This window comes from Prevotella sp. OH937_COT-195, from assembly GCF_003932845.1.
Taxonomy (GTDB): domain Bacteria; phylum Bacteroidota; class Bacteroidia; order Bacteroidales; family Bacteroidaceae; genus Prevotella.
Genome location: NZ_RQZH01000005.1, coordinates 1 through 19,480, shown reverse-complemented (window position 1 = coordinate 19,480; position 19,480 = coordinate 1). Strand labels below are relative to the sequence as shown.

The 19,480-nt window shown below is 44.4% G+C and carries 12 protein-coding genes and 2 pseudogenes; 6 read left to right on the top strand and 8 right to left on the bottom strand.

The window, feature by feature from the left end; all coding sequences use genetic code 11:
• Positions 1-85: 85 nt before the first annotated feature.
• Positions 86-769 carry a helix-turn-helix domain-containing protein gene (locus EII32_RS03415; RefSeq protein ID WP_125234056.1) on the top strand — a complete coding sequence of 228 codons (684 nt, stop codon included), beginning with the start codon at positions 86-88 and terminating at the stop codon, positions 767-769.
• 86 nt (positions 770-855) lie between these two features.
• Positions 856-2,883 (top strand): outer membrane beta-barrel protein, encoded by a 2,028-nt coding sequence (locus EII32_RS03410; RefSeq protein ID WP_125234055.1) that lies wholly within the window; start codon positions 856-858, stop codon positions 2,881-2,883.
• A 16-nt stretch (positions 2,884-2,899) separates the two neighbouring features.
• Here the strand turns inward: EII32_RS03410 and bcp are convergent, their stop codons facing one another.
• Positions 2,900-3,352 (bottom strand): thioredoxin-dependent thiol peroxidase, encoded by a 453-nt coding sequence (gene bcp, locus EII32_RS03405; protein WP_125234054.1) that lies wholly within the window; start codon positions 3,350-3,352, stop codon positions 2,900-2,902.
• A gap of 390 nt (positions 3,353-3,742) precedes the next feature.
• On the opposite strand from bcp, the gene EII32_RS03400 reads away from it, so the two are divergent.
• From EII32_RS03400 to EII32_RS03385, 4 genes are read left to right on the top strand one after another with little or no spacing between them, the layout of a single operon-like run.
• Entirely contained in the window at positions 3,743-9,277 is a 5,535-nt protein-coding gene (locus tag EII32_RS03400; protein ID WP_125234053.1) for an alpha-2-macroglobulin family protein, read from the top strand.
• A gap of 6 nt (positions 9,278-9,283) precedes the next feature.
• Positions 9,284-10,348, top strand: coding sequence for a DUF1573 domain-containing protein (locus EII32_RS03395; RefSeq protein WP_125234052.1), 1,065 nt, complete (start codon positions 9,284-9,286; stop codon positions 10,346-10,348).
• Positions 10,349-10,387: 39 nt separating this feature from the next.
• Positions 10,388-11,500 carry a methylmalonyl Co-A mutase-associated GTPase MeaB gene (gene meaB, locus EII32_RS03390; RefSeq protein ID WP_125234051.1) on the top strand — a complete coding sequence of 371 codons (1,113 nt, stop codon included), beginning with the start codon at positions 10,388-10,390 and terminating at the stop codon, positions 11,498-11,500.
• Between the two features lie 23 nt (positions 11,501-11,523).
• Entirely contained in the window at positions 11,524-12,384 is an 861-nt protein-coding gene (locus EII32_RS03385; RefSeq protein WP_125234050.1) for a 4-hydroxy-3-methylbut-2-enyl diphosphate reductase, read from the top strand.
• A gap of 143 nt (positions 12,385-12,527) precedes the next feature.
• On the opposite strand, the gene EII32_RS03380 is transcribed toward EII32_RS03385, so the two are convergent.
• From EII32_RS03380 to EII32_RS03345, 7 genes and pseudogenes are all read right to left on the bottom strand, one after another.
• Positions 12,528-12,716, bottom strand: coding sequence for a hypothetical protein (locus EII32_RS03380; RefSeq protein WP_125234049.1), 189 nt, complete (start codon positions 12,714-12,716; stop codon positions 12,528-12,530).
• 413 nt (positions 12,717-13,129) lie between these two features.
• Positions 13,130-13,696 carry a DKNYY domain-containing protein gene (locus EII32_RS03375; protein WP_125234048.1) on the bottom strand — a complete coding sequence of 189 codons (567 nt, stop codon included), beginning with the start codon at positions 13,694-13,696 and terminating at the stop codon, positions 13,130-13,132.
• Between the two features lie 714 nt (positions 13,697-14,410).
• Positions 14,411-14,771: pseudogene (locus EII32_RS03365) on the bottom strand (HlyD family secretion protein).
• A 22-nt stretch (positions 14,772-14,793) separates the two neighbouring features.
• Positions 14,794-16,992, bottom strand: a pseudogene (locus EII32_RS03360) (peptidase domain-containing ABC transporter).
• Between the two features lie 34 nt (positions 16,993-17,026).
• On the bottom strand, positions 17,027-17,494 hold the full coding sequence (locus tag EII32_RS03355) for a hypothetical protein (protein WP_158611119.1): 468 nt from the start codon (positions 17,492-17,494) through the stop codon (positions 17,027-17,029).
• A 281-nt stretch (positions 17,495-17,775) separates the two neighbouring features.
• The gene (locus tag EII32_RS03350; protein ID WP_125234046.1) at positions 17,776-18,099 is read right to left on the bottom strand and encodes a hypothetical protein; all 324 of its coding nucleotides are present in this window, start codon (positions 18,097-18,099) and stop codon (positions 17,776-17,778) included.
• Positions 18,100-18,237: 138 nt separating this feature from the next.
• Positions 18,238-19,323 (bottom strand): carboxypeptidase-like regulatory domain-containing protein, encoded by a 1,086-nt coding sequence (locus EII32_RS03345; RefSeq protein ID WP_125234045.1) that lies wholly within the window; start codon positions 19,321-19,323, stop codon positions 18,238-18,240.
• Between the last annotated feature and the right edge of the window lie 157 nt (positions 19,324-19,480).

Sequence of the window (19,480 nt, the reverse complement as noted above, 5' to 3'; positions counted from 1 at the left end):
TTGTGTTTTCCCAGTTTTCTGCGTACAATTTTGTATATTTGCACAATGATAAACGGTACAAACTGTTAATGAGAGTGGATTTACTATGAAACGATGGCATTCCGTATTGATATTTTTGGTATTGCTTGTGTCGGGCATTGTGGCAAGTGTGGGGAGTTACAATGCTGCGAGCAAGCGTGTTGAACATGACCTCGGAGAAGCATTGAGTTTGGCTTTGAAGGTGCAGAAGTCAACGGTGATCACGCCGGACACCATGGCGGTTTTTCGTGAGAACATACCTGTGGCGGAACTGCGGAAGTCAAGCAGAATAGTGGTGCGTGCGGGCGACAATGACCGTTTGACATACAGTGCCGAGTGTTCCGTGGCGGCAGTGTGGGGTATCAGCGACCAACGTCTTGCCATGCTGTTTGCATCATGTGCCATGTTATGGGGAATAATATGTGTTTCCTTTAACATAAAACGGTTTGGAACCCAATGTGATGACTGCGGACTTTTCCTGAACGAGGACAACGGAATGTTCTATGATGCAGACGGGAAAGAAGTGGCATTCACTCCTATGCAGCGGCAACTAATGACGCTTTTTTTCAATTCTGCCGACCACCAACTTTCCAAGTCGGAAATCTGCAATGCGTTGTGGCCCAAGAAAGAAGACGCATCGGAAACGTTGTACACGCTTATAAGGCGACTGAAACCTGTTGTTGAGAAGCACTCCAACATGCAGATAGAAAGTTTGCGCGGACGTGCCTACCGCCTCACACCGCGTAAGTGATGTCGGAGAATTGTCAGACAAATGTCGGCGGTTGTCTGTAAAAGAGTTGTGTGAGGTATCGTATCTTTGCCGGAAAAAGTGAAGATATGAGAAAAATTATTGCATTATTTGTTTTTGTGTCGTCATTTATAAATATGCCGGCTCAGGTGGAGGGTGGCGAGATTGGCGAGGTGACGGTAAGCGGCAGCAGGGTGGTGGAGAAGCACGACAGGCTGTGGATTTTCCCTTCTGCGGTAGAACTGAAAAGTTCGTCCAACGGGTATTCGTTGCTAAATAAACTCACGTTGCCGGGTATCCGTGTCGATGTATCGGGACATTCAATTTCTTCCATTGACAACAGGGGAGACATAGCCATACTAATAAACGACATACCGGCAACACATCAAGACATTATGTCATTGGATATTGATGCCGTTGCGAGAGTGGAGTTTGTCGAAAGTCCCGGTCTGCGCTATGGCGAGGGTGTGGCTCATGTTATAAACATCATGGTGAAAAGGGCAAGAAGCGGATATACAACAGGTGCGGATTTGAACCACGACCTTGTATTACGCGGATTTGATGATAACGTCTTCGCGCGGATAAACAATGGGAAAAGCGAGTTCGGTATGAGTTACGCATTTGGATATGCCGATATGCGTGGATACATGTCGAAAGAGACGGCAGACTACACTCTTAATGATGGCAGTGTGAAACATGTTACAAGACAAGATGTAAAGAATGTAAGCCGTTCGGCCAATCATTCTGCCCAACTGTCATATAGTCTGTCCGATACGGCATACATACTGCAGGCGAGACTGGAATACGACAGGGAAAAGGGACGCTCTTTCCGTGAAAGAATTGTTGATAATGCTGTCGGACTGTGTAACAGTCGCTCGCTGCTCAACACCCATCGTCCGGCCATCGATTTGTATTTCCACCGTGACTTAAAGCGTCATCAGACCATCACGGCAAGTGTGGCGTTGGCAAACATCAACTCAGACGGATGCAACAATGATAACGAGGTTACACCTTATGTCTATGACATAGACGGCAGGGTATGGTCGTTGCAGTGTGAGGCGGTGTATGAGAATGTACTGAAACCGTTTACGTTTGACATGGGAATGCAGTACCGTCAGAAACTCACGGACAACAGATATGGCGGAGATGTCTCGGCAAGGTCGCTGTTCCGCAGTTCGGACAAGTATATGTACGGGCAGATAAGCGGTAAATTGGCACGATTGCAATACACCGTCGGCATGGGAGCGAGCAGCCGATATTACCGACAAGGCCGACACAGCAACAGTCATTTCGTGTTACGTCCGAAATTTGATGCGTCGTATTCGTTGGGCAGAGGGTGGCGATTGAAATATAGTTTCGAGCGCAGTCAGAAGATGTCGAGTATAGCAGTGATAAACGATGTGTCTGTGCGTACCAATTCCATGGAGATGGTTGTCGGAAATCCGGATTTGAAACCGAACAGCGTGCTGGAACATGTTCTGCGGCTGACAATGAACAAACCGCGACTCGCACTAATGTTGCAGGGGTATGTAAAACTAAATCCGCTAAGTAACTTGCGTCATACCACGCGCACCGAGGAAAACATTTTCATAGACACACAGTTGAATCAGCCGCATTGCAACTTCTTTATGGTCATGGCATACGCGCGCTATGATGTTATCCCCCAACGGCTTGTGGTATCGATGAACGGTAACGTGTATCACTGCGACAACAAAGGTATCGATTACCGCCACCGCTACACGTCGTTCATGGGCGTGGCTTCGGTTGACGCGTATCTCGGAAAGTGGACCGTTACGGCATACGCCGACACGGGTTTCCGATGGATGGAAGGTGAAACACGCGGCAGAAACGGTGCGGAGATACAATTGGTGGCAGCATATCGGGCAGGACCTCTGACACTGTCGTTGAACTGTCGAAATCCTTTGTTTGCACATCCGGAAACACACCGTGCCGAACAAATGAATGCCAACCTGCACAAAATTACGACCATACGCGACGGCGATGCAGGAAACTATGTCAGGCTGGACGTGTCATTGAAACTCCGGCACGGAAGAACCTACCGCGACATTCGGCGAACCATAAACCTTAAAGATCGCGATGCGGGAATATTGAAATAGATACGGTGTTAAAACTCTATGCACCGAGGATTTGTTCGCCGTGGACTTTGGTCTTTATCTCCTTTGGCAGGAATATACGCTCGATGATGCCCTCTTCATTTATTATGAATGTGGTGCGGAATGTGCCAAAATATTTCCTGCCATACATGCTTTTCTCGCCCCATACGCCGAACTGTTCGTTGAGAACCTTCTCTGTGTCGGCGATGAGCGGGAAAGGCAATTGGTTTTTCTCTATGAATTTCCGGTGTGAATTTTCGTCTTGAATGCTTACTCCGATTACTTCGTACCCTTTCTTGCGCAATTCCGCATAGTTGTCGCGCAGCGAGCAAGCCTCTGCCGTGCAGCCGCTTGTGCTGTCTTTTGGGTAGAAATATAACACGAGTTTGCGACCTGCGAAGTCTGACAACCTTATTTCATTGCCGTTTTGATCGCGTCCCAAAATCTCCGGTGCTTTGTCTCCGATATTCATGTCTCTAATGTTTTATGGGTAAATAAAATTCTTGGGAAGAACTGCCATGTACCGACCGTTCTTTCCGATTCAAATGCAAAGATAGGAGTTTTTCTTGAAACTTCATAACATTATTAAAAAACTTATAAACAAGTTTTGCTGAATGCTTTTTTTTTTCTACCTTTGCATTATGCTTAAGGTGGCTTTTATTAACAGCCATCGTGAAAAATATTAAGTTTATTTTGTGGGATACTTTTGTCATCTTGAGGTCTCTTTTCGGTTCAAAGCGTTGGTTCGTTCGGTCATGCAGTTTGTCACACTCAGTTACACACAGCCATATTGTACTTGAAAACACTCTCTCTCGACCTGACAATTAATTTATACCTCCCTCATTGAAAAACAATTAAATATATGAAAAAGACAATATTATTTGCGGTAATATTATTATTTAACTTACCTGTGTTTGTGTTCGGACAGAGTTACAATTCTTTGTGGAAAGATGTGGAGACGGCTCGTGAAAAAGACCTTCCGAAGACCATGATGACAACACTTGACAAAATCATCGTAAAGGCATCGCGCGACAACTCTTACGGAAATCTTCTGAAAGCACAGATAATGAGAGCGGGGATCGTAACGAAGATAAATCCCGATTCGACAGCCGCGGAGATTGAGAAATTTAAGAAAGCCGCGGCTGCCGCAGAAAAGAAAAGACCCGTACTTGCCGCAATATACAACTGTGTGATTGGCACTTCGTATAAAATGGGTTACATCTCTAACCGCGAAGAAAGAGAAAAATCACACGAATATTATGCCAAGGCACTGGCAAATCCGGACTTGTTGGCGCGTCATAAAGCGTCCGAGATAGAGCCGCTCGTGAAGAAAGGAATCGACAGTAAGTATTTTAATCACGATTTGCTAAGTGTAATAGGATTTGAAGCCAACGACATGAAGACGTTGCACGACTATTACGAGAAACAAGGCAACCGCGAGGCGGCATTCATAACGGCACTCGAAATGATAGTGGAAAAATACAACAAATCATTGACGAATTTTAATGAAGATCTTGTTTTCAAACGGGACAACGCTGCACAACTCGACTCGCTGATTGATTTATATGGCGATCTTGACATCTGCGGAGCAGCTGCGGTGGAATGTCTGGATTTTAAATATTATGATGAAAAGGAAAAGTCTGAGTTCCTTAACAATGCCATAATGCGATGGAGCGGTTGGAAAGGAATAAACCGTCTGATAAACTTTCGTGAAATAATGACGCGTCCGATGTTTTCAACGGAAATTTCGAAAAGCGTGATCTATCCGGAAACTCCGTTTGAAGTGGAACTCGAAGTGCGAAATATTGACGAGTTGACAATACGTTTCTATCGTATGGGTATAGATGCACAAGAATTTTTCGAATTGTCAAGTTCAAAAGGTTCTACCGGGGATTATTTATTTGAAACAACCCCAAAGACACTCGCATTTGAAAAGAAAATGACTTTCGACGGACATCCTCCGTATGAATCTTTCACGGATACGCTTACCGTAAAAGGACTGCCTGCGGGAATATATGTCGTTGAAACCACTGCCGGAGACCAAGAAATTAAAGATACGCGCATGTGGATTAATGTCTCAAGTCTTACTTATGTGGCATTGTCGCTGCCGAAAGACAAGGTAAGGTTTGCCGTGCTCGATTCACAGTCGGGACAGCCTGTCCCGGGAGCAAATGTAGGTTTGGCTATATCGTCAAGAAATTATGAACCTGTTAAATTTGAATATTATACGACCGACAAGAACGGAGAGGTGGAAATTCCGTACAATAGATACACTCATGTTGTAATGTCAACCGAGAATGAGAAAACATATCCCGTGTCGTCAATAGGTCTTCAAGTTTTCAGTTATTATGACGTACCGAAGGTAAACAAGCAAATGTCCATTTTCTCAGACCGTTCGATATATCGTCCCGGACAGACGGTGCATGTATCTGCCATGACATACGAGGTAATAAAAGGAGAGGATACCAGAGTACGGCCGGGAGAGGAATTCGTACTTGAACTGATTGATGACAACGACGATGTGGTGAAAGAAGCAGTGCTGAAGACCGACAATTTCGGCGTGGCATACACTGATTTCATACTTCCTAAATCCGGACTTACGGGAAATTATAAGTTATATGCGAGAGATTGGGGAGAATCTTTATCGATAAAGGTGGAAGAATATAAACGTCCCACGTTTGAGGTTGAGTTTGACGAATACAAGCAACAATATAAGGCTGGTGACTCAATAATGCTGAAAGGGCGTGCAAAGAGTTATGCAGGAGTGCCGGTACAGGGAGCTAAAGTTTCATACACCGTGACTCGCGGAATCGCATGGTGGGGATGGTGGCGCAACAACAACTTTGGTAAGATGGAATTGGCAAAAGGGGAAATAACGGCAGACGACAAAGGAGAGTTTGAAATTCCATTGAAGTTTGTGTATCCAATGGGGCACAGTGAAGTATTTGCGTACACAGTTAATGCCACTGTTACCGATGTTGCGGGGGAGTCGCACGACGGCGAGATCTCGTTGCCACTAGGTTTGAAAGAGCGTTATTTCCATTTCGAACTTCCTAAGATGGAACAGAAAAAGAAACTCAACAGCGTGGTGTTCTCGCTGTGCAATGCTGCGGGAAATAAGGTTGACGGGGAAGTGAAATTTACCATCGACGGCAAGAACGAGAAAACGGTAAAAGCCAATGAAGTGGTGAAACTTGACTTGTCCTCGCTCTCTTCGGGAAAACATGTGATGGAAGCCACTTGCTGCGGCGAGGTGAAAACGCACGAGTTTGTGGTGTTCGACCTTGACGACAAAACACCTTACGAAAATATTCACGATTGGTTTTACATAACGGATAAAACGTTCCCACGCAACGGCAAACCGGTAAGTGTAATGGTTGGCTCGTCTGACGAAAACGTACATGTTATGTATAGTATAATATCAGGAAACAAAGTAATCGAGAACGGGAATATGTCGCTGAACAATTCCATCAATACCCGGAAGTTTAAATATAAGGAGGAATATGGTTCGGGAGTGCTTCTCAAATATGCATGGGTAAAGAACGGTGTGGTTTATGTACATAGTGAGACAATCAGAAAACCGCTTCCGGTGAAAGATCTAAATGTGAAATGGACTACTTTCCGCGATCGTCTTAAACCCGGTCAGAAAGAAGTGTGGACATTGACCGTGAAAACACCGGACGGAAAACCGGCACAGGCACAAATCATGGCAACGATGTATGACAAGAGTCTTGACCAAATAATACCTTATGACATGCAATTCTATCTGCCATTGGAGCAGACACTGCCATATTCTCGGTGGAATTTCGCTTATGTAGGTTCATTGTCATCTTTATCAAAAAAGATTTATACACCACTTGAATACAAAGATTTCTCGTTCACAACGTTGAATGAACTTTCCGTTATGGGGATAAGATATTCTTCTCCTTATACGAATTTTGGCGGTCCGAGAAGATCCAGACAGCCGGTTATGTTGAATTCGGTTGTTACAAGTGCGGGATATGACGAAATCCTTTTTGATACTGTTGTCAAATCCCAAAGTGAAGACGTTGAAGAGTCTACCGCTAAAAAAAAGGTGAAAGAGGATAGAAAGGAAAAAGGAGAAAAAACCAAAGAAGAAGTGCAAATACGTAAAAACCTAAACGAGACGGCATTCTTCTTCCCTGCACTTGTCACAGACTCGAAAGGTAATGTGAAACTTGAATTTACACTACCGGAAAGTGTTACGACATGGCAGGTAAAAGGTTTTGCCCACGATATGAAAATGAATCACGGATTTTTTAACGCCATAACGGTTGCCAAAAAAGACGTGATGGTGCAGCCAAACATTCCGCGTTTTGTGAGAATGGGCGACAAAGCCACCGTATCGACAAGGATATTTAATACTTCTGAAAATATTGCTTCGGGAACAGTAACCATGCAAATGATCGACCCCGAGACGGAGAAGATCGTATTTGAAAGCAGTGAGAAATTCAGCGTGGAAGGAGGGAAAACCGGTTCTGCCACATTTGTTTTCGAACCGGAGAAAGACCTCGGCGGACACGACATCACGCTCCTCATCTGCCGTATAACGGCATCGGGTGAAAAGTTCAGCGACGGAGAGCAACATTACCTGCCGATACTTCCGTTGAAAGAGATGACGTTGAATACGTTGCCTATAACGCAACACAATGCGGAAACCTTGAACATAGACCTCGAGAAGATAATACCTTCGGGTAAGGACATAAGCAACGGTAAATATACCATCGAATATACCAATAATCCGGCATGGCTTATGGTTCAGGCAATTCCGTTTATAGGCGATTTGAGTAGTAAGAATGCACTTTCGCTTGCGGCTGCATATTATGCAAACTCGCTCGGTATCTCGCTCATAAACGGTTCGCCGAAAATTGAAGAGGTGTTCAAGGAGTGGAAGAAAGAAATTGACAATGATAAATCGCTTGTGTCACAGTTGGAGAAAAACCAAGAGTTGAAGAAACTTGTACTTGATGAGACACCATGGGTGGCTGATGCCAAAAGAGAAAGCGACGTGAAGAGGCGTATCTCCAATTTCTTCGACAAAAATGAAATGAACCGGAGACTCGAAGAATCCATTGAAGGATTGAGAGTCTTGCAGAATTCCGACGGCTCGTTCTCTTGGTGGTTGGGAATGCCCGGCTCACCGAGCATGACAGTCGAGGTAATGGATTTTCTCACACGCTTGAACATGCTTGTCGGAGTACAGGAGGATACCGAAGATATGCTCGTACTTATAAACGATTATCTGAGTGACATTGTAATAAAAGAAGTAGAAGAATTAAAGAAACGCGAGAAAGAAGGCAAGACTGCGTATATGTATAACTACCATGCACTGCAATGGGTTTATTTGAATGCAATTTCCGAAAGACCTCTTTCGGAAAAAGAGAAAGAGGCACAAGATTATCTTGTTAATCGTCTTGAAAAGTTGAAATTGTCCGAGAGCATGTACGAAAAGGCGATGATGTCGGTGACACTTGCCAAAGGAGGACATATCGAGAAAGCGGCAGAATACATTAAGAGTCTGAAAGAATATATGGTATTTAACGAGGAGAAAGGACGCTATTTTGAGACTCCGCGTGCCGGATACAGTTGGTTCAACTATCGCATTCCGACACAAACGGCTGTGATAGAGGCTTTGCAGATTATTACTCCCGATGACACACAGACTATTGAAGAGATGCGCCGCTGGTTGCTTACCGAGAAACGTACGCAGGCATGGGATACGGATATTAACAGCGTAAATGCCGTGTTTGCTTTCCTAAACAGGAATTCAAAGTTGCTTGAAGAAAAGGAACAAACAACGTTCAAAGTTGACGGCAATATGATTGCAATGCCCGAATCGATGGCTGGTCTGGGGTATGTGAAGACCGTGCTTGACATGGAAAAACCGAAAACGCTTACCGTGTCGAAAACATCGGAAGGCACATCGTGGGGCGCGATATACGGACAATTCATGCAGCCTGTGACTGACATCGACGACGCATCTTCCGGATTGAAAGTGAAACGGGATATAATACTCTCCACGGAAGGAAAAGAAGTGAAGAACCCGCAGGCACTGAAAGTGGGCGACAAGGTTACAGTGCGCATCACGATAACTGCCGATCGAGATTATGATTTTGTGCAGTTGTTGGATAAACGCGCCGCTTGTCTCGAACCGTTAAACCAATTTAGCGGTTATCATAGGGGATATTACATCGCTCCGAAAGATTACACCACGAATTATTACTTCAACCGAATGGCGAAGGGGACGTATGTCGTTGAGGCAGAATATTACGCAGACCGCGCCGGTGAATATTTAACCGGTACATGCAGCGTGCAGTGTGCATACTCTCCGGAGTTCTGCGCACGAAGCAAAGCCTTGAAGATAACAGTGAAATAACAGATTATGAACAATAGGTTTATTATAGCAACAATTATGGCGATTGCCGCAAGAGGAGGCGTCGCACAGGAAATTTCCGCGGAACATCAGGTGGTGGACTGCGGTGGGGTAAAGTTCGAACAACCCGTTACGGTGAACTTCCAACTGAAGAACAAGGGACTGCAACTGCGCATCAGCAAAGTGCATCCCGATTGTGGTTGCACCGCGGTGAATTTTCCGAGACAGCCGATAGGCGACGGTGAGAGTTTCGTTATCTCCGCCACATACGATGCGCGCCAACTCGGACATTTCAGCAAACAACTTGCAGTGTATAGCAATGCTTCACAGAAACCCTATTTCCTTACGATAAAGGGAGTGGTGGCAGTGGAAGACATCTCTTATAAAGGGGATTTTTCCGAGACGCTCGGCAGCGTACGAGCCGATGTGAACCATGTCGAGTTTGATGATGTTAACAGGGGAGAGATGCCCGTTAAACGTATCCATATAATTAATACCGGACGCGAAGCAGTAAGTCCGGTAGTAATGCACTTGCCGGAATATTTAATGGCAAATGTGTCGCCTACGACAATTCCCGCAGGAAAACAAGGAGAGGTTTTATTAACCTTGAAATCCAATAAATTGCCGGATTTCGGATTGACACAGACATCTGTTTTCCTCGGAATGAAGCCCGGTGACAAAGTAAGCAGGGATAAGGAGATAGAAGTTTCCGTAGTACTGCTGCCCGCATTCAACGAACTCACTGAGGAGCAACTGCGCAATGCTCCTCAGTTGAGAATGGACAACAATGTTCTCGAACTTGGTAAATTTGGACGTAAGAAGAAAAAAAGTGGTGTCATAACACTTGAAAACATAGGCAAGAGCGAGTTGGAGGTCTCTTCGTTACAAATGTTTACTGCCGGACTGAGTGTTCAGTTGAGCAAAAGAAAACTGAAACCGGGAGAAAAGACAACGCTTAAAATAACGGCAGAGGCCAAGGCAATGAAGAATCTGCGTACGGAGCCTCGTGTGTTGATGATTACAAACGATCCGAAAAACGCTAAGGTCATCGTCAGTGTCAAGGTGGAGAAATAACACCTTTATATAATATATAATCCCAATTATTAAGTATAAATGGAACATCCGGAGAATAACGAAGAATATAAGGGACTTACGGTAAATGCCGGAGTAAAACAGCCGTCAATAGTAAACCCGTATCTCAAACGCGGTCATTTCCGTCGCCGCGAACTCTCTGCTGCCGAGATGGTTGACGGCATAGTAAAGGGTAATGTCACTATTCTGAGTCAGGCAGTGACTCTTGTGGAGAGCGTAAATCCTGCACATCAGCAAAAAGCACAAGAGGTAATAGAGAAATGTCTGCCGTACAGTGGCAGTTCCATACGCATCGGTATTAGCGGAGTACCGGGAGCGGGAAAGAGTACAAGCATAGACCAATTTGGCATACATGTACTCAATCGCACAGGCGGAAAACTTGCAGTACTTGCAATAGACCCGAGTTCGGAACGCAGCAAAGGCAGTATTCTCGGAGACAAAACACGCATGGAGAAGTTATCCCAGCATCCGGATGCGTTTATACGTCCTTCGCCTACAGCCGGCTCGCTGGGAGGTGTGGCACGCAAGACGCGCGAGTCTATAATATTATGCGAGGCTGCGGGCTTCGATAAGATATTCGTTGAGACGGTAGGGGTGGGACAAAGCGAGACGGCTTGCCATTCAATGGTTGATTTCTTCTTGCTGATACAGTTGGCAGGCACGGGAGACGAATTACAGGGTATCAAGCGTGGTATAATGGAAATTTCGGACGGTATTGTGATAAACAAATGCGACGGAAGCAATGTCGACAAATGTAAAATGGCGGCGACAAATTTCCGCAACGCACTGCATTTCTTCCCGATGCCGGATAGCGGATGGTTGCCGAAAGTGTTGTGTTACAGTGGTTTCTACGGTAAAGGGATAAAGGAAATTTGGGATATGGTGTATGAGTACATCGATTTCGTAAAGCAGAATGGATATTTCAACTATCGACGTAACGAGCAGGCAAAGTATTGGATGTATGAAACTATCAATGAGAATCTGCGTAACTCATTTTACAACAATGCACTCGTGCAGGAAAACATTCTACGCAACGAGCAGTCTGTGTTAAACGGAGAGAAAACAAGTTTTGCCGCCGCAGGCGACCTTCTCTCAATATATTTCGACTTACTGCGAAACAATAAATCTCTGTAACTATTGCAGAGTCAACTAAAACAATGCCACAAATAGAAATAGACAACGGTAGCGGTTTCTGTTTCGGAGTAACAACCGCAATCAGAAAGGCAGAAGAAGAACTTGCAAAAGGCACAAAACTCTACTGTCTCGGAGACATAGTACACAACGGAATGGAATGTGAAAGGTTGCGCAACATGGGATTGATAACAATCAACCATGAAGAACTTAAGCAGTTGCGCAACGCGAAAGTGCTGTTGCGCGCCCATGGCGAACCGCCGGAGACATACGAACTGGCAGAGCGTAACAACATTGAGATAATAGATGCCACATGCCCCGTCGTACTACAGTTGCAACGCAGGATAAATAGACAGTATGCCGCTAATTCGGATGCACAGATAGTCATTTTCGGAAAACCGGGACATGCCGAAGTTCTCGGACTTGTGGGACAGACACGCAACCATGCGATAGTGATTGCAAGTTTCGATGACGTGAAAAAACTCGACATGAACCGAGATATTTTTCTATACTCGCAGACTACAAAGTCGCTCGACGAGTTCCAACGCATCATAGAGTACATCAAGGAGAACATATCGCAGGATGCCGATTTCAAGAGTTTCGACACTATATGCCGGCAAGTTGCCAATCGCATGCCTAATATCATTACATTTGCCAATCGTCACGACCTCGTCTTATTCGTATGTGGGCGCAAGAGCAGCAATGGCAAGGTGCTTTTCAACGAGTGTCGGAGAGTAAACCCGAACAGCCATCTCATAGAGAGTGCCGACGAGATAGATCCCGAATGGCTCAAAGGTGTAAGTTCGGTAGGAATATGCGGTGCCACGAGTACTCCAAAATGGTTGATGGAGAAATGCCGTGATGCCATACTCCTTACCAATAAATAACGTGATGATAATCATTATTACATCATTTGTCAATATGCTTTTCGGATAATAATTCGTAAAGATTCCGATTATACAACCATACCGCTGCAAAAGTAATTCCGTACAGCACAATCCTGTATATATCTTTGTTGACATACGCTCTGTTACGGGTTGATAACAAGCACGTTTTTAACCCCCAATCGGTCATTAGAACCCTCAACCGATTTTGTTCGATTGTTGGGCGGATGTGCAGCCGTTTCATCGAAGGCGTAGCGGGCTACGTCGGGATGAAACGGCTGCGCAGATGTCTGCAAGCGGGCTAAAGCACTTGGGAAGCGTAACGGCAATGGCAAATCTAAGCAAATGCGGTCTAATGACAGATTTGGGTTTAATTCGATGGAAACTACTCGCCAATTTAGGCGAAATTGATGAGTAAAACCGCCTGAATTGGTAGGTGATTTCGGCGATATTGCAGCACGATTAAGCACAAATTAGATGCCGGTTCATGTAAAAAACGAGACAGTTAGAACTCTTTTTTGAAAGTTCTTATCCCCGAACTCGCGTATAAAAGGCATAATATATCACGTTCCCGACACACAATGTTGCGAGCAGATTGCTATTAAAAAGTGTCTGCTTCATTGGTGTCGGGAACGTGATAAACTATGCCTTTATATTATTGTTGCTTGGTTGGGCAGACTGAAAATGCTAAGTTGTGCTTGTTGGCACTTCGTTCCTGGCATGCTGCAGATGTGTCTTCGCACTGTGTTCAGTTCACTTTCTGTCCCTTATAGTATGTGTCGAACGTGTCTTCGGCATAGCCGTCTTCGAGCACTTTGAAAGTGCTTGAAAATACTCCTTCCATCTTTTGTCCCATATAGTACACATTGAAACTGTCCTTGCCGTAGCCCCAGCCAAGGTCTTTGAAACTTCTTGGCGAGTCGCTAATCTTCTTTCCACGGAAGAGAACGGCGTTCGAGGTGATGCGGTAGCCGTAATAGTCGTCCGTATCGTACATGTCATCGTCCGTCGGATAGTAGTCGTCGGGGTATGGTTGTATCGCCACTCGAAGCCTGAAAGTCATCGGGTCAACATGTGGAAGAATACGTCCTAAGTAGTAAACGTTATAGCGGTCTTTGGCATAACCGAAGCCTAAATCTACGAACGAACGGTAGTCGGCCTCTATCATGGGTTGTCTTTGGTAGTACACTTTATTGCGGTTGAGCGAATACGGCTTTGTTTTTTGTTGTTGAGTTTGTGCGCCAATGCTGAGTGTTAAAGCAGCGAAGAGCAAGAGTGAGCTGCAACGTAAACTGTTGAACTTAATCTGTTTCATAGTCGTTTCCTTTCTTGTTTAATGCCTTTTTACAGTTGTTTTATGATGGTGCAAATGTAATGATAAAAAACGAAACATCCATCGGGATTACCCTAAACTGTGGTAGGGAATACAGACTTTTGCGCAGGCAGTTGCGTTGTATCGTTGTTATTACGTTGATGTAAAGGTCGTTAGGAACGTCATGAATCACGCCCTACACTCTCTTGGACATCATTTGCAATGCCCAAAAAGATACTGTTAAAATCATTATAAATACCATTTTGATTTATTATTCATAACTTGCTGATAGTCAAAGACTATACTTTGGTATCTTAATTCAATTGAAAGCATCTGTCGCTCCAAGCGATTTATTTCACTTTGTCCGGCCATATTTCCCTTGTATTTTGATTTGGCAGGATTGAACGTATAGGATATTGCCAGGAAACGGTGGGCTGGCGATAGTCCACATAGTGAGATGTGTATGTCTTTGCATATTGAGAAAAGCCTTTCTCCTTAGCATTGAACATATTTAAGGCACTGAACTTTATCCACCAATTTTTTATATTTTTCTGAACAGCCATATCCATTTTGACAGACGATTGCGACATATATATATATTATATATATATGCATTACCCCTGAGATGCAGCTGCCTTGCCAAAGGTCACCATACTTGGAAAATAAGCCTTTGATACCTCTTCTGCCGGAACATACAGGAACGCTCTCCGATGTCAGTTAATCTATGGAACCCGTTACCTGCAAGAGAATCCTTTTAAGTACACTTTCATTGCTTATGATTATGTATGCAGTGCCGGTCATTCCTCTTATGAGCCCATACTTACAATCCGTTATTCTTACCTTTGCAGTGAACACGTTGCCGGCTGCCGTTTGTTTGAGTGTTTGCGATGTGGTTGTTATTTGTCATCTGCACCTTTGCACTTACGGTTTCGGGGTATGGAATAAAGCAAGCCCCTGCCAGCAGTCCCAATACCACAATTGTAATTGTCGTTATGCCATAGCGTACAATCCTTGATGGTATCTCGCCAATGATACGCCTTACCTTCTCGCTGCGGAGTTCTATCTTGTCGTTTGCCATAGTAGTTTTGCCTTTCTTAATGTCAGTTGCCCAATTCCAATTGATTCTTTACGAGGTTATAGCATGCGCCTCGCTTCGATGTGAGTGCCTCGTGATTTCCGATTTCCACCACCTTGCCTTTATCCAACACCACTATCTGGTCGGCATTCTTTACCGTACTCAGTCGGTGCGCCACGATAACCACCGTCTTGCCTTTGTAGAACTTGTCCAGATGCTCCACAATCATACGCTCATTGTTGGCGTCGAGCGAGTTGGTGGCTTCGTCAAGGAAGATGTAGTCAGGATTCTTATATACTGCCCTTGCTATCAGTATGCGCTGTTTCTGTCCTTGACTCAAGCCCACGCCATCACGACCAATTTTAGTATTGTATTTTAGCGGCAGCCCCATTACATAATCGTGAATACAGGCTATCTCGGCAGCTTCCTGCAATCGCTCCTTGTCTATCTCGCCATCATCTACGGCAATGTTACGGGCTATCGATTCGGAGAAGATTACACCATCCTGCATCACCACGCCACATTGTCTGCGCCACCATTTCTTGTTGAGCGTGTTTACATCAGTTCCTCCAATGGTGATTTGTCCGCCCAATACAGGATAATAACCTAACATCAGTTTGATGAGGGTTGTCTTGCCACTACCCGAAGCCCCGACAATGGCAGTAACCTTGCCTTTGGGGATAGTGAGGCAAACATCATCTATGATAGTTTTCAGTGCGTGTGGGTCATACTTAAAATTTACGGTTTCAATTTCTATGCCTTGATTTTCTTCTTTCACTGCCGTTTCCAATCCCCGCTTTCCGTTCTCATCATCCATACGGTGGATTTCGTTGATACGTTCAAGGCTTATCTTTACGTCCTGCACCGAATAGAAGAAGCCCATCAGTTGCTCGACAGGCGAATTGAGTTGTCCGATTATGTATTGTACGGCAAGCATCATACCCAAAGTGAGTTGTCCATGAATCACGGCTGTTGCTGCCACCACCGTGATGACGATGTTTTTCAGTTCGTTTATAAAAATACTACCTGCCTCTTGTGTCTGCTGGAGTTTCAGCGATTTCATCTGCACTCCGAAGAGGTCCGCCCGCACATCTTCCCATTCCCAACGTCTGCGCTGTTCGCAGTCCTGTAGTTTTATCTCCTGCATGGAGGTGATAAACTCGTAAGTCTTATTGTTGTTGATGGCTTGCTGCTCAAAGAGTTCATAGTCCAAGATTTTTCTGCGTCTGAGGAAGAGTGCAAGCCAACCGCCATAAATCAGGCTGCCGAGCATAAAGATGACAAAGACGAGCCGGTTGTAGTAAAGCAGCACGATGCTGAACACCACGAAGGTGAAGAGCGAGAACACGATGCTGAGCGTCTGCTATGTCAGGAACGTGTTTACACGGCTGTGGTCTCCCATGCGCTGCATAAGGTCTCCCATCAGTTTGGTGTCGAAGAACGACATAGGGAGTTTTAAGAGTTTGATAAAGAAGTCACTTACCAAAGAAATATTGATGCGCAATGAGATATGCAGCAATAGCCAACGGCGAACAAAGTCGATGGCGGTTCGGCTAATGGTAAGCATCAACTGTCCCAAGAGTATCAGCCATATAAAGCCGATGTTCTGGTTTTGGATGCCCACATCTACAATGGACTGGGTTAGGAAAGGCAGAATAAGTTGCAGCAGACTTCCCACGAGCAAGCCCAAAACTATCTGCCCGAAGTACTTGCGGTATTGTCTTATATAGCCAAAGAGGAACTTAAAAGAGCGTTCCTCTGTTGGCTGTTCATTTATCTGCTTTTCATAAAAAGCGGGTGTGGGTTCCAATAACATAGCAATCCCCTTTTCTTCACCGTCCGATTGTGTGCTAATCCAATGTTTCTTGAATTCCTCAAGGCTGTATTTCACAAGTCCTTTCCCTGGATCTGCAATATAGAATGACTTCCCTTTCTTGACTTTGTATAATACCACGAAATGGTTCTGGTTCCAATGGAGGATGCAGGGAGATTCTGTTTTGCTTATTGAGTTTATTGATACCCTCCCACTTATTGTTTTTAGCCCTAATTTTAAAGCGACTTTATCAATGGCAAGAAGCGAGACGCCTTCTGTGGTCGCAAAACAGAGGTCCGAAATGTACTTTATCTTTTTTTTCTTCCCAAAGTAAGTGCAAACCATCGTTAGGCATGCCACCCCACACTGCATGGAATCATATTGCCGTATAAGTGGAAATTTCTTAGCCATTTTCTGTTTTTGTTATCTTTCGGATGTTGTCCGTTTATTCTTTTGGACGTAAATATCCCGTCGATATGGATTTGTCGAACAGTTCTTCAACATGCTCTATCTTTTTATGTCCTAAATCGATATTGTATGATAGTTTGAATGTAACAAGAGGACTGTATTCCCAACTTTTAATTGAGACGGTTCTTCTATAAACCGGAGAGTTCACGTATTCTTTTCCATAATGTTTGCTTTCAAAAACATTGTCAAGTTCTATGGATGCATACCAGCACCCTTTTGAATATGAGGCAGAAAGGTTATAGCAGCGCGGCACCTCTGAATAACATGATCCGGTGAACTCTATGCCTTTAATCCCGGACATGTAGCTTCCGGAAAAGCTGAAAATGCCACTGCTGTACATTAAATCCAAGGAATATCTAAAACCTCCCCATCTTTTTCTCTGCTCGTCATTTGTCTTCGTGGTATTGTATCCGACACCGCCCGACAACTGCAGATTCCTATTCAACAGATAAGTCGTGAGTTTGTAATCAAACGAAAGATAACAGAATGATTTCCCCGGCCGATAGGTGTGAACCAGTCTGTTGTTTTCCAAAAGATAGGAGTCCTGCACGCTGTGCTTCGACAAGAACGAGTTGACCGCAAAATTCATATCCACGTTTTTCAAACTGTACAGATATGAAACGGAAGGCATGTATGCTAAAAAATGGCACAAGTCCTTATTGCCTTTTATTTGCTCGTAGGCATTCACGTTCTGATAGGTATCGCTTTTCCATTCGATGGGAGGGGTTATACGTATCCTGACACGGCATTGACAACGACACGTCCCCGTTCACTTGTCTTATACGAGAGATAGAGGGTTGGAAGGAAAAGCCAGTTGTTCTCTTTCGCGTTGTTTACGGCGGACATGACATGCTGTAAGGTCAGGTCGGTCTGTACAAATAGTTTTTTTGAAAAATTATACCTATAGAGTAGGCTTGCCTTTAAGTAATTGTTGACAAGTTTCTGGTTGTCAGTAATGTCACCCGTATATTTGTCCCTGTAAATGTCCCTATTGTCATATAGTTGGAGTGTAAGGCTTCCGCTTCTGGCAGTATTCAAAGAATATGCCATGCCGATGGAATATATATGACTGTCTTCTTTTGTCGCGATAACCGAGTTGTATTTGTTCTCGGTCAGTTGTCTGTTGTATTGGCTGTGCCCGTATTGGTATGAAGCGGTAAGCGTGAGATCCTGATTCTTGTTTAGGGTTCAGTGCATATATCCGTCAAAGTAAGTTCCGATGCTCCTTGAGTCTTTCCGGACAACATAACTTGAAGACGGATAGACTTCGGGGCTGTAGCTGACGGAATTCTCGCTTTTACTGTGTGGAACGCTGTTTCCCATAACGCCGGTCTTTAAGGAGAACTGTATGTTCCCCGTTGATTTCGTAGTCCCCAAATGAACATACCGGTTTAGTGTTGCCAGTCTGTACCTGTCTGTTGAAGATTGTTTTTCAAAACAGGGCGAAAGAGCTACCCATTCATCGGCATGATTCCTGTTCTTGCCGATGTTCGTAAAATCCAAACCGCCCATGATATTATATGCCCAGTCGTTATGATTGTATTTGAGAGCAACGTCATAATCTCCCATCAAATTGATGATGGACGTGGATGTCTTGATGTCGACATATTCCCCATGATTGTAATTTCTGACAATATAGTCGATTACTGCGTCATACTGTGCAAATTTTCCTGTCGGGACAGGGTAATAGTCTATTCGTATTATATCCTTGGGTCTGACGGCCTTGATTTCCGTTAGCGAAGCCCGGACTCCATTTATGCACTGTGTCACATTTTTGTTGTCTGAAGTGACGACGGCTCCGTTTCTTTTGTTGACCCGAAGTTCCGGTATCATCATGCTGTAAAGCAGTCCCAGACCGGAGTCAGTTCCTTTCCTTTGTTTTTTTGTTGGAAAAAATATTGATTTCCCACTTTTGTGCACCACGTTGTTTGCCCGTACGACAACTTCTTGCAATGCCATCGTGTCTTCTTCAAGCACGATGTTCTTTTGGACATGTTCTTTTTGTCCTCTGATTACAAGATTTTGTTTTTTGAATCCCAAATAAGAGACGCATACCACGATGCTGTCCGACTTTGGTAATAGCAGTTTGTACAAACCGTTTGTTTCCGTTGTCGTTGCTTTCCGGAAGTCTGAACAGTACGCTTTTACATTCACGCCGGGAAGCCCTGCGCCGTCTTTGTCCGTAACAATTCCCGACAATGTCGTAACGTCTTGCCCGTAACTTGCCAGACTGTATGCCAGTATCGCCAATGCCAATAATATTTTTCTATCCATACGCCAGTTCGGGATAAGAAATTCATCTAAAAAGTTGGTAATCTGAGATATTCTTTGTACCTTTATAGGTGACTTTCAATTACTTATAAGGTTAAATAAAAGAATATACTCATGATTACCGACTACAAAATTACGGAAATTTTCTGTGCCGTGGATG

Coding starts and splice junctions, on each gene's coding strand:
- EII32_RS03415 (WP_125234056.1), top strand. CDS start 86: ATGAAACGATGGCATTCCGTATTGATATTTTTGGTATTGCTTGTGTCG.
- EII32_RS03410 (WP_125234055.1), top strand. CDS start 856: ATGAGAAAAATTATTGCATTATTTGTTTTTGTGTCGTCATTTATAAAT.
- bcp (WP_125234054.1), bottom strand. CDS start 3,352: ATGAATATCGGAGACAAAGCACCGGAGATTTTGGGACGCGATCAAAAC.
- EII32_RS03400 (WP_125234053.1), top strand. CDS start 3,743: ATGAAAAAGACAATATTATTTGCGGTAATATTATTATTTAACTTACCT.
- EII32_RS03395 (WP_125234052.1), top strand. CDS start 9,284: ATGAACAATAGGTTTATTATAGCAACAATTATGGCGATTGCCGCAAGA.
- meaB (WP_125234051.1), top strand. CDS start 10,388: ATGGAACATCCGGAGAATAACGAAGAATATAAGGGACTTACGGTAAAT.
- EII32_RS03385 (WP_125234050.1), top strand. CDS start 11,524: ATGCCACAAATAGAAATAGACAACGGTAGCGGTTTCTGTTTCGGAGTA.
- EII32_RS03375 (WP_125234048.1), bottom strand. CDS start 13,696: ATGAAACAGATTAAGTTCAACAGTTTACGTTGCAGCTCACTCTTGCTC.
- EII32_RS03350 (WP_125234046.1), bottom strand. CDS start 18,099: ATGGCATATTCTTTGAATACTGCCAGAAGCGGAAGCCTTACACTCCAA.
- EII32_RS03345 (WP_125234045.1), bottom strand. CDS start 19,323: ATGGATAGAAAAATATTATTGGCATTGGCGATACTGGCATACAGTCTG.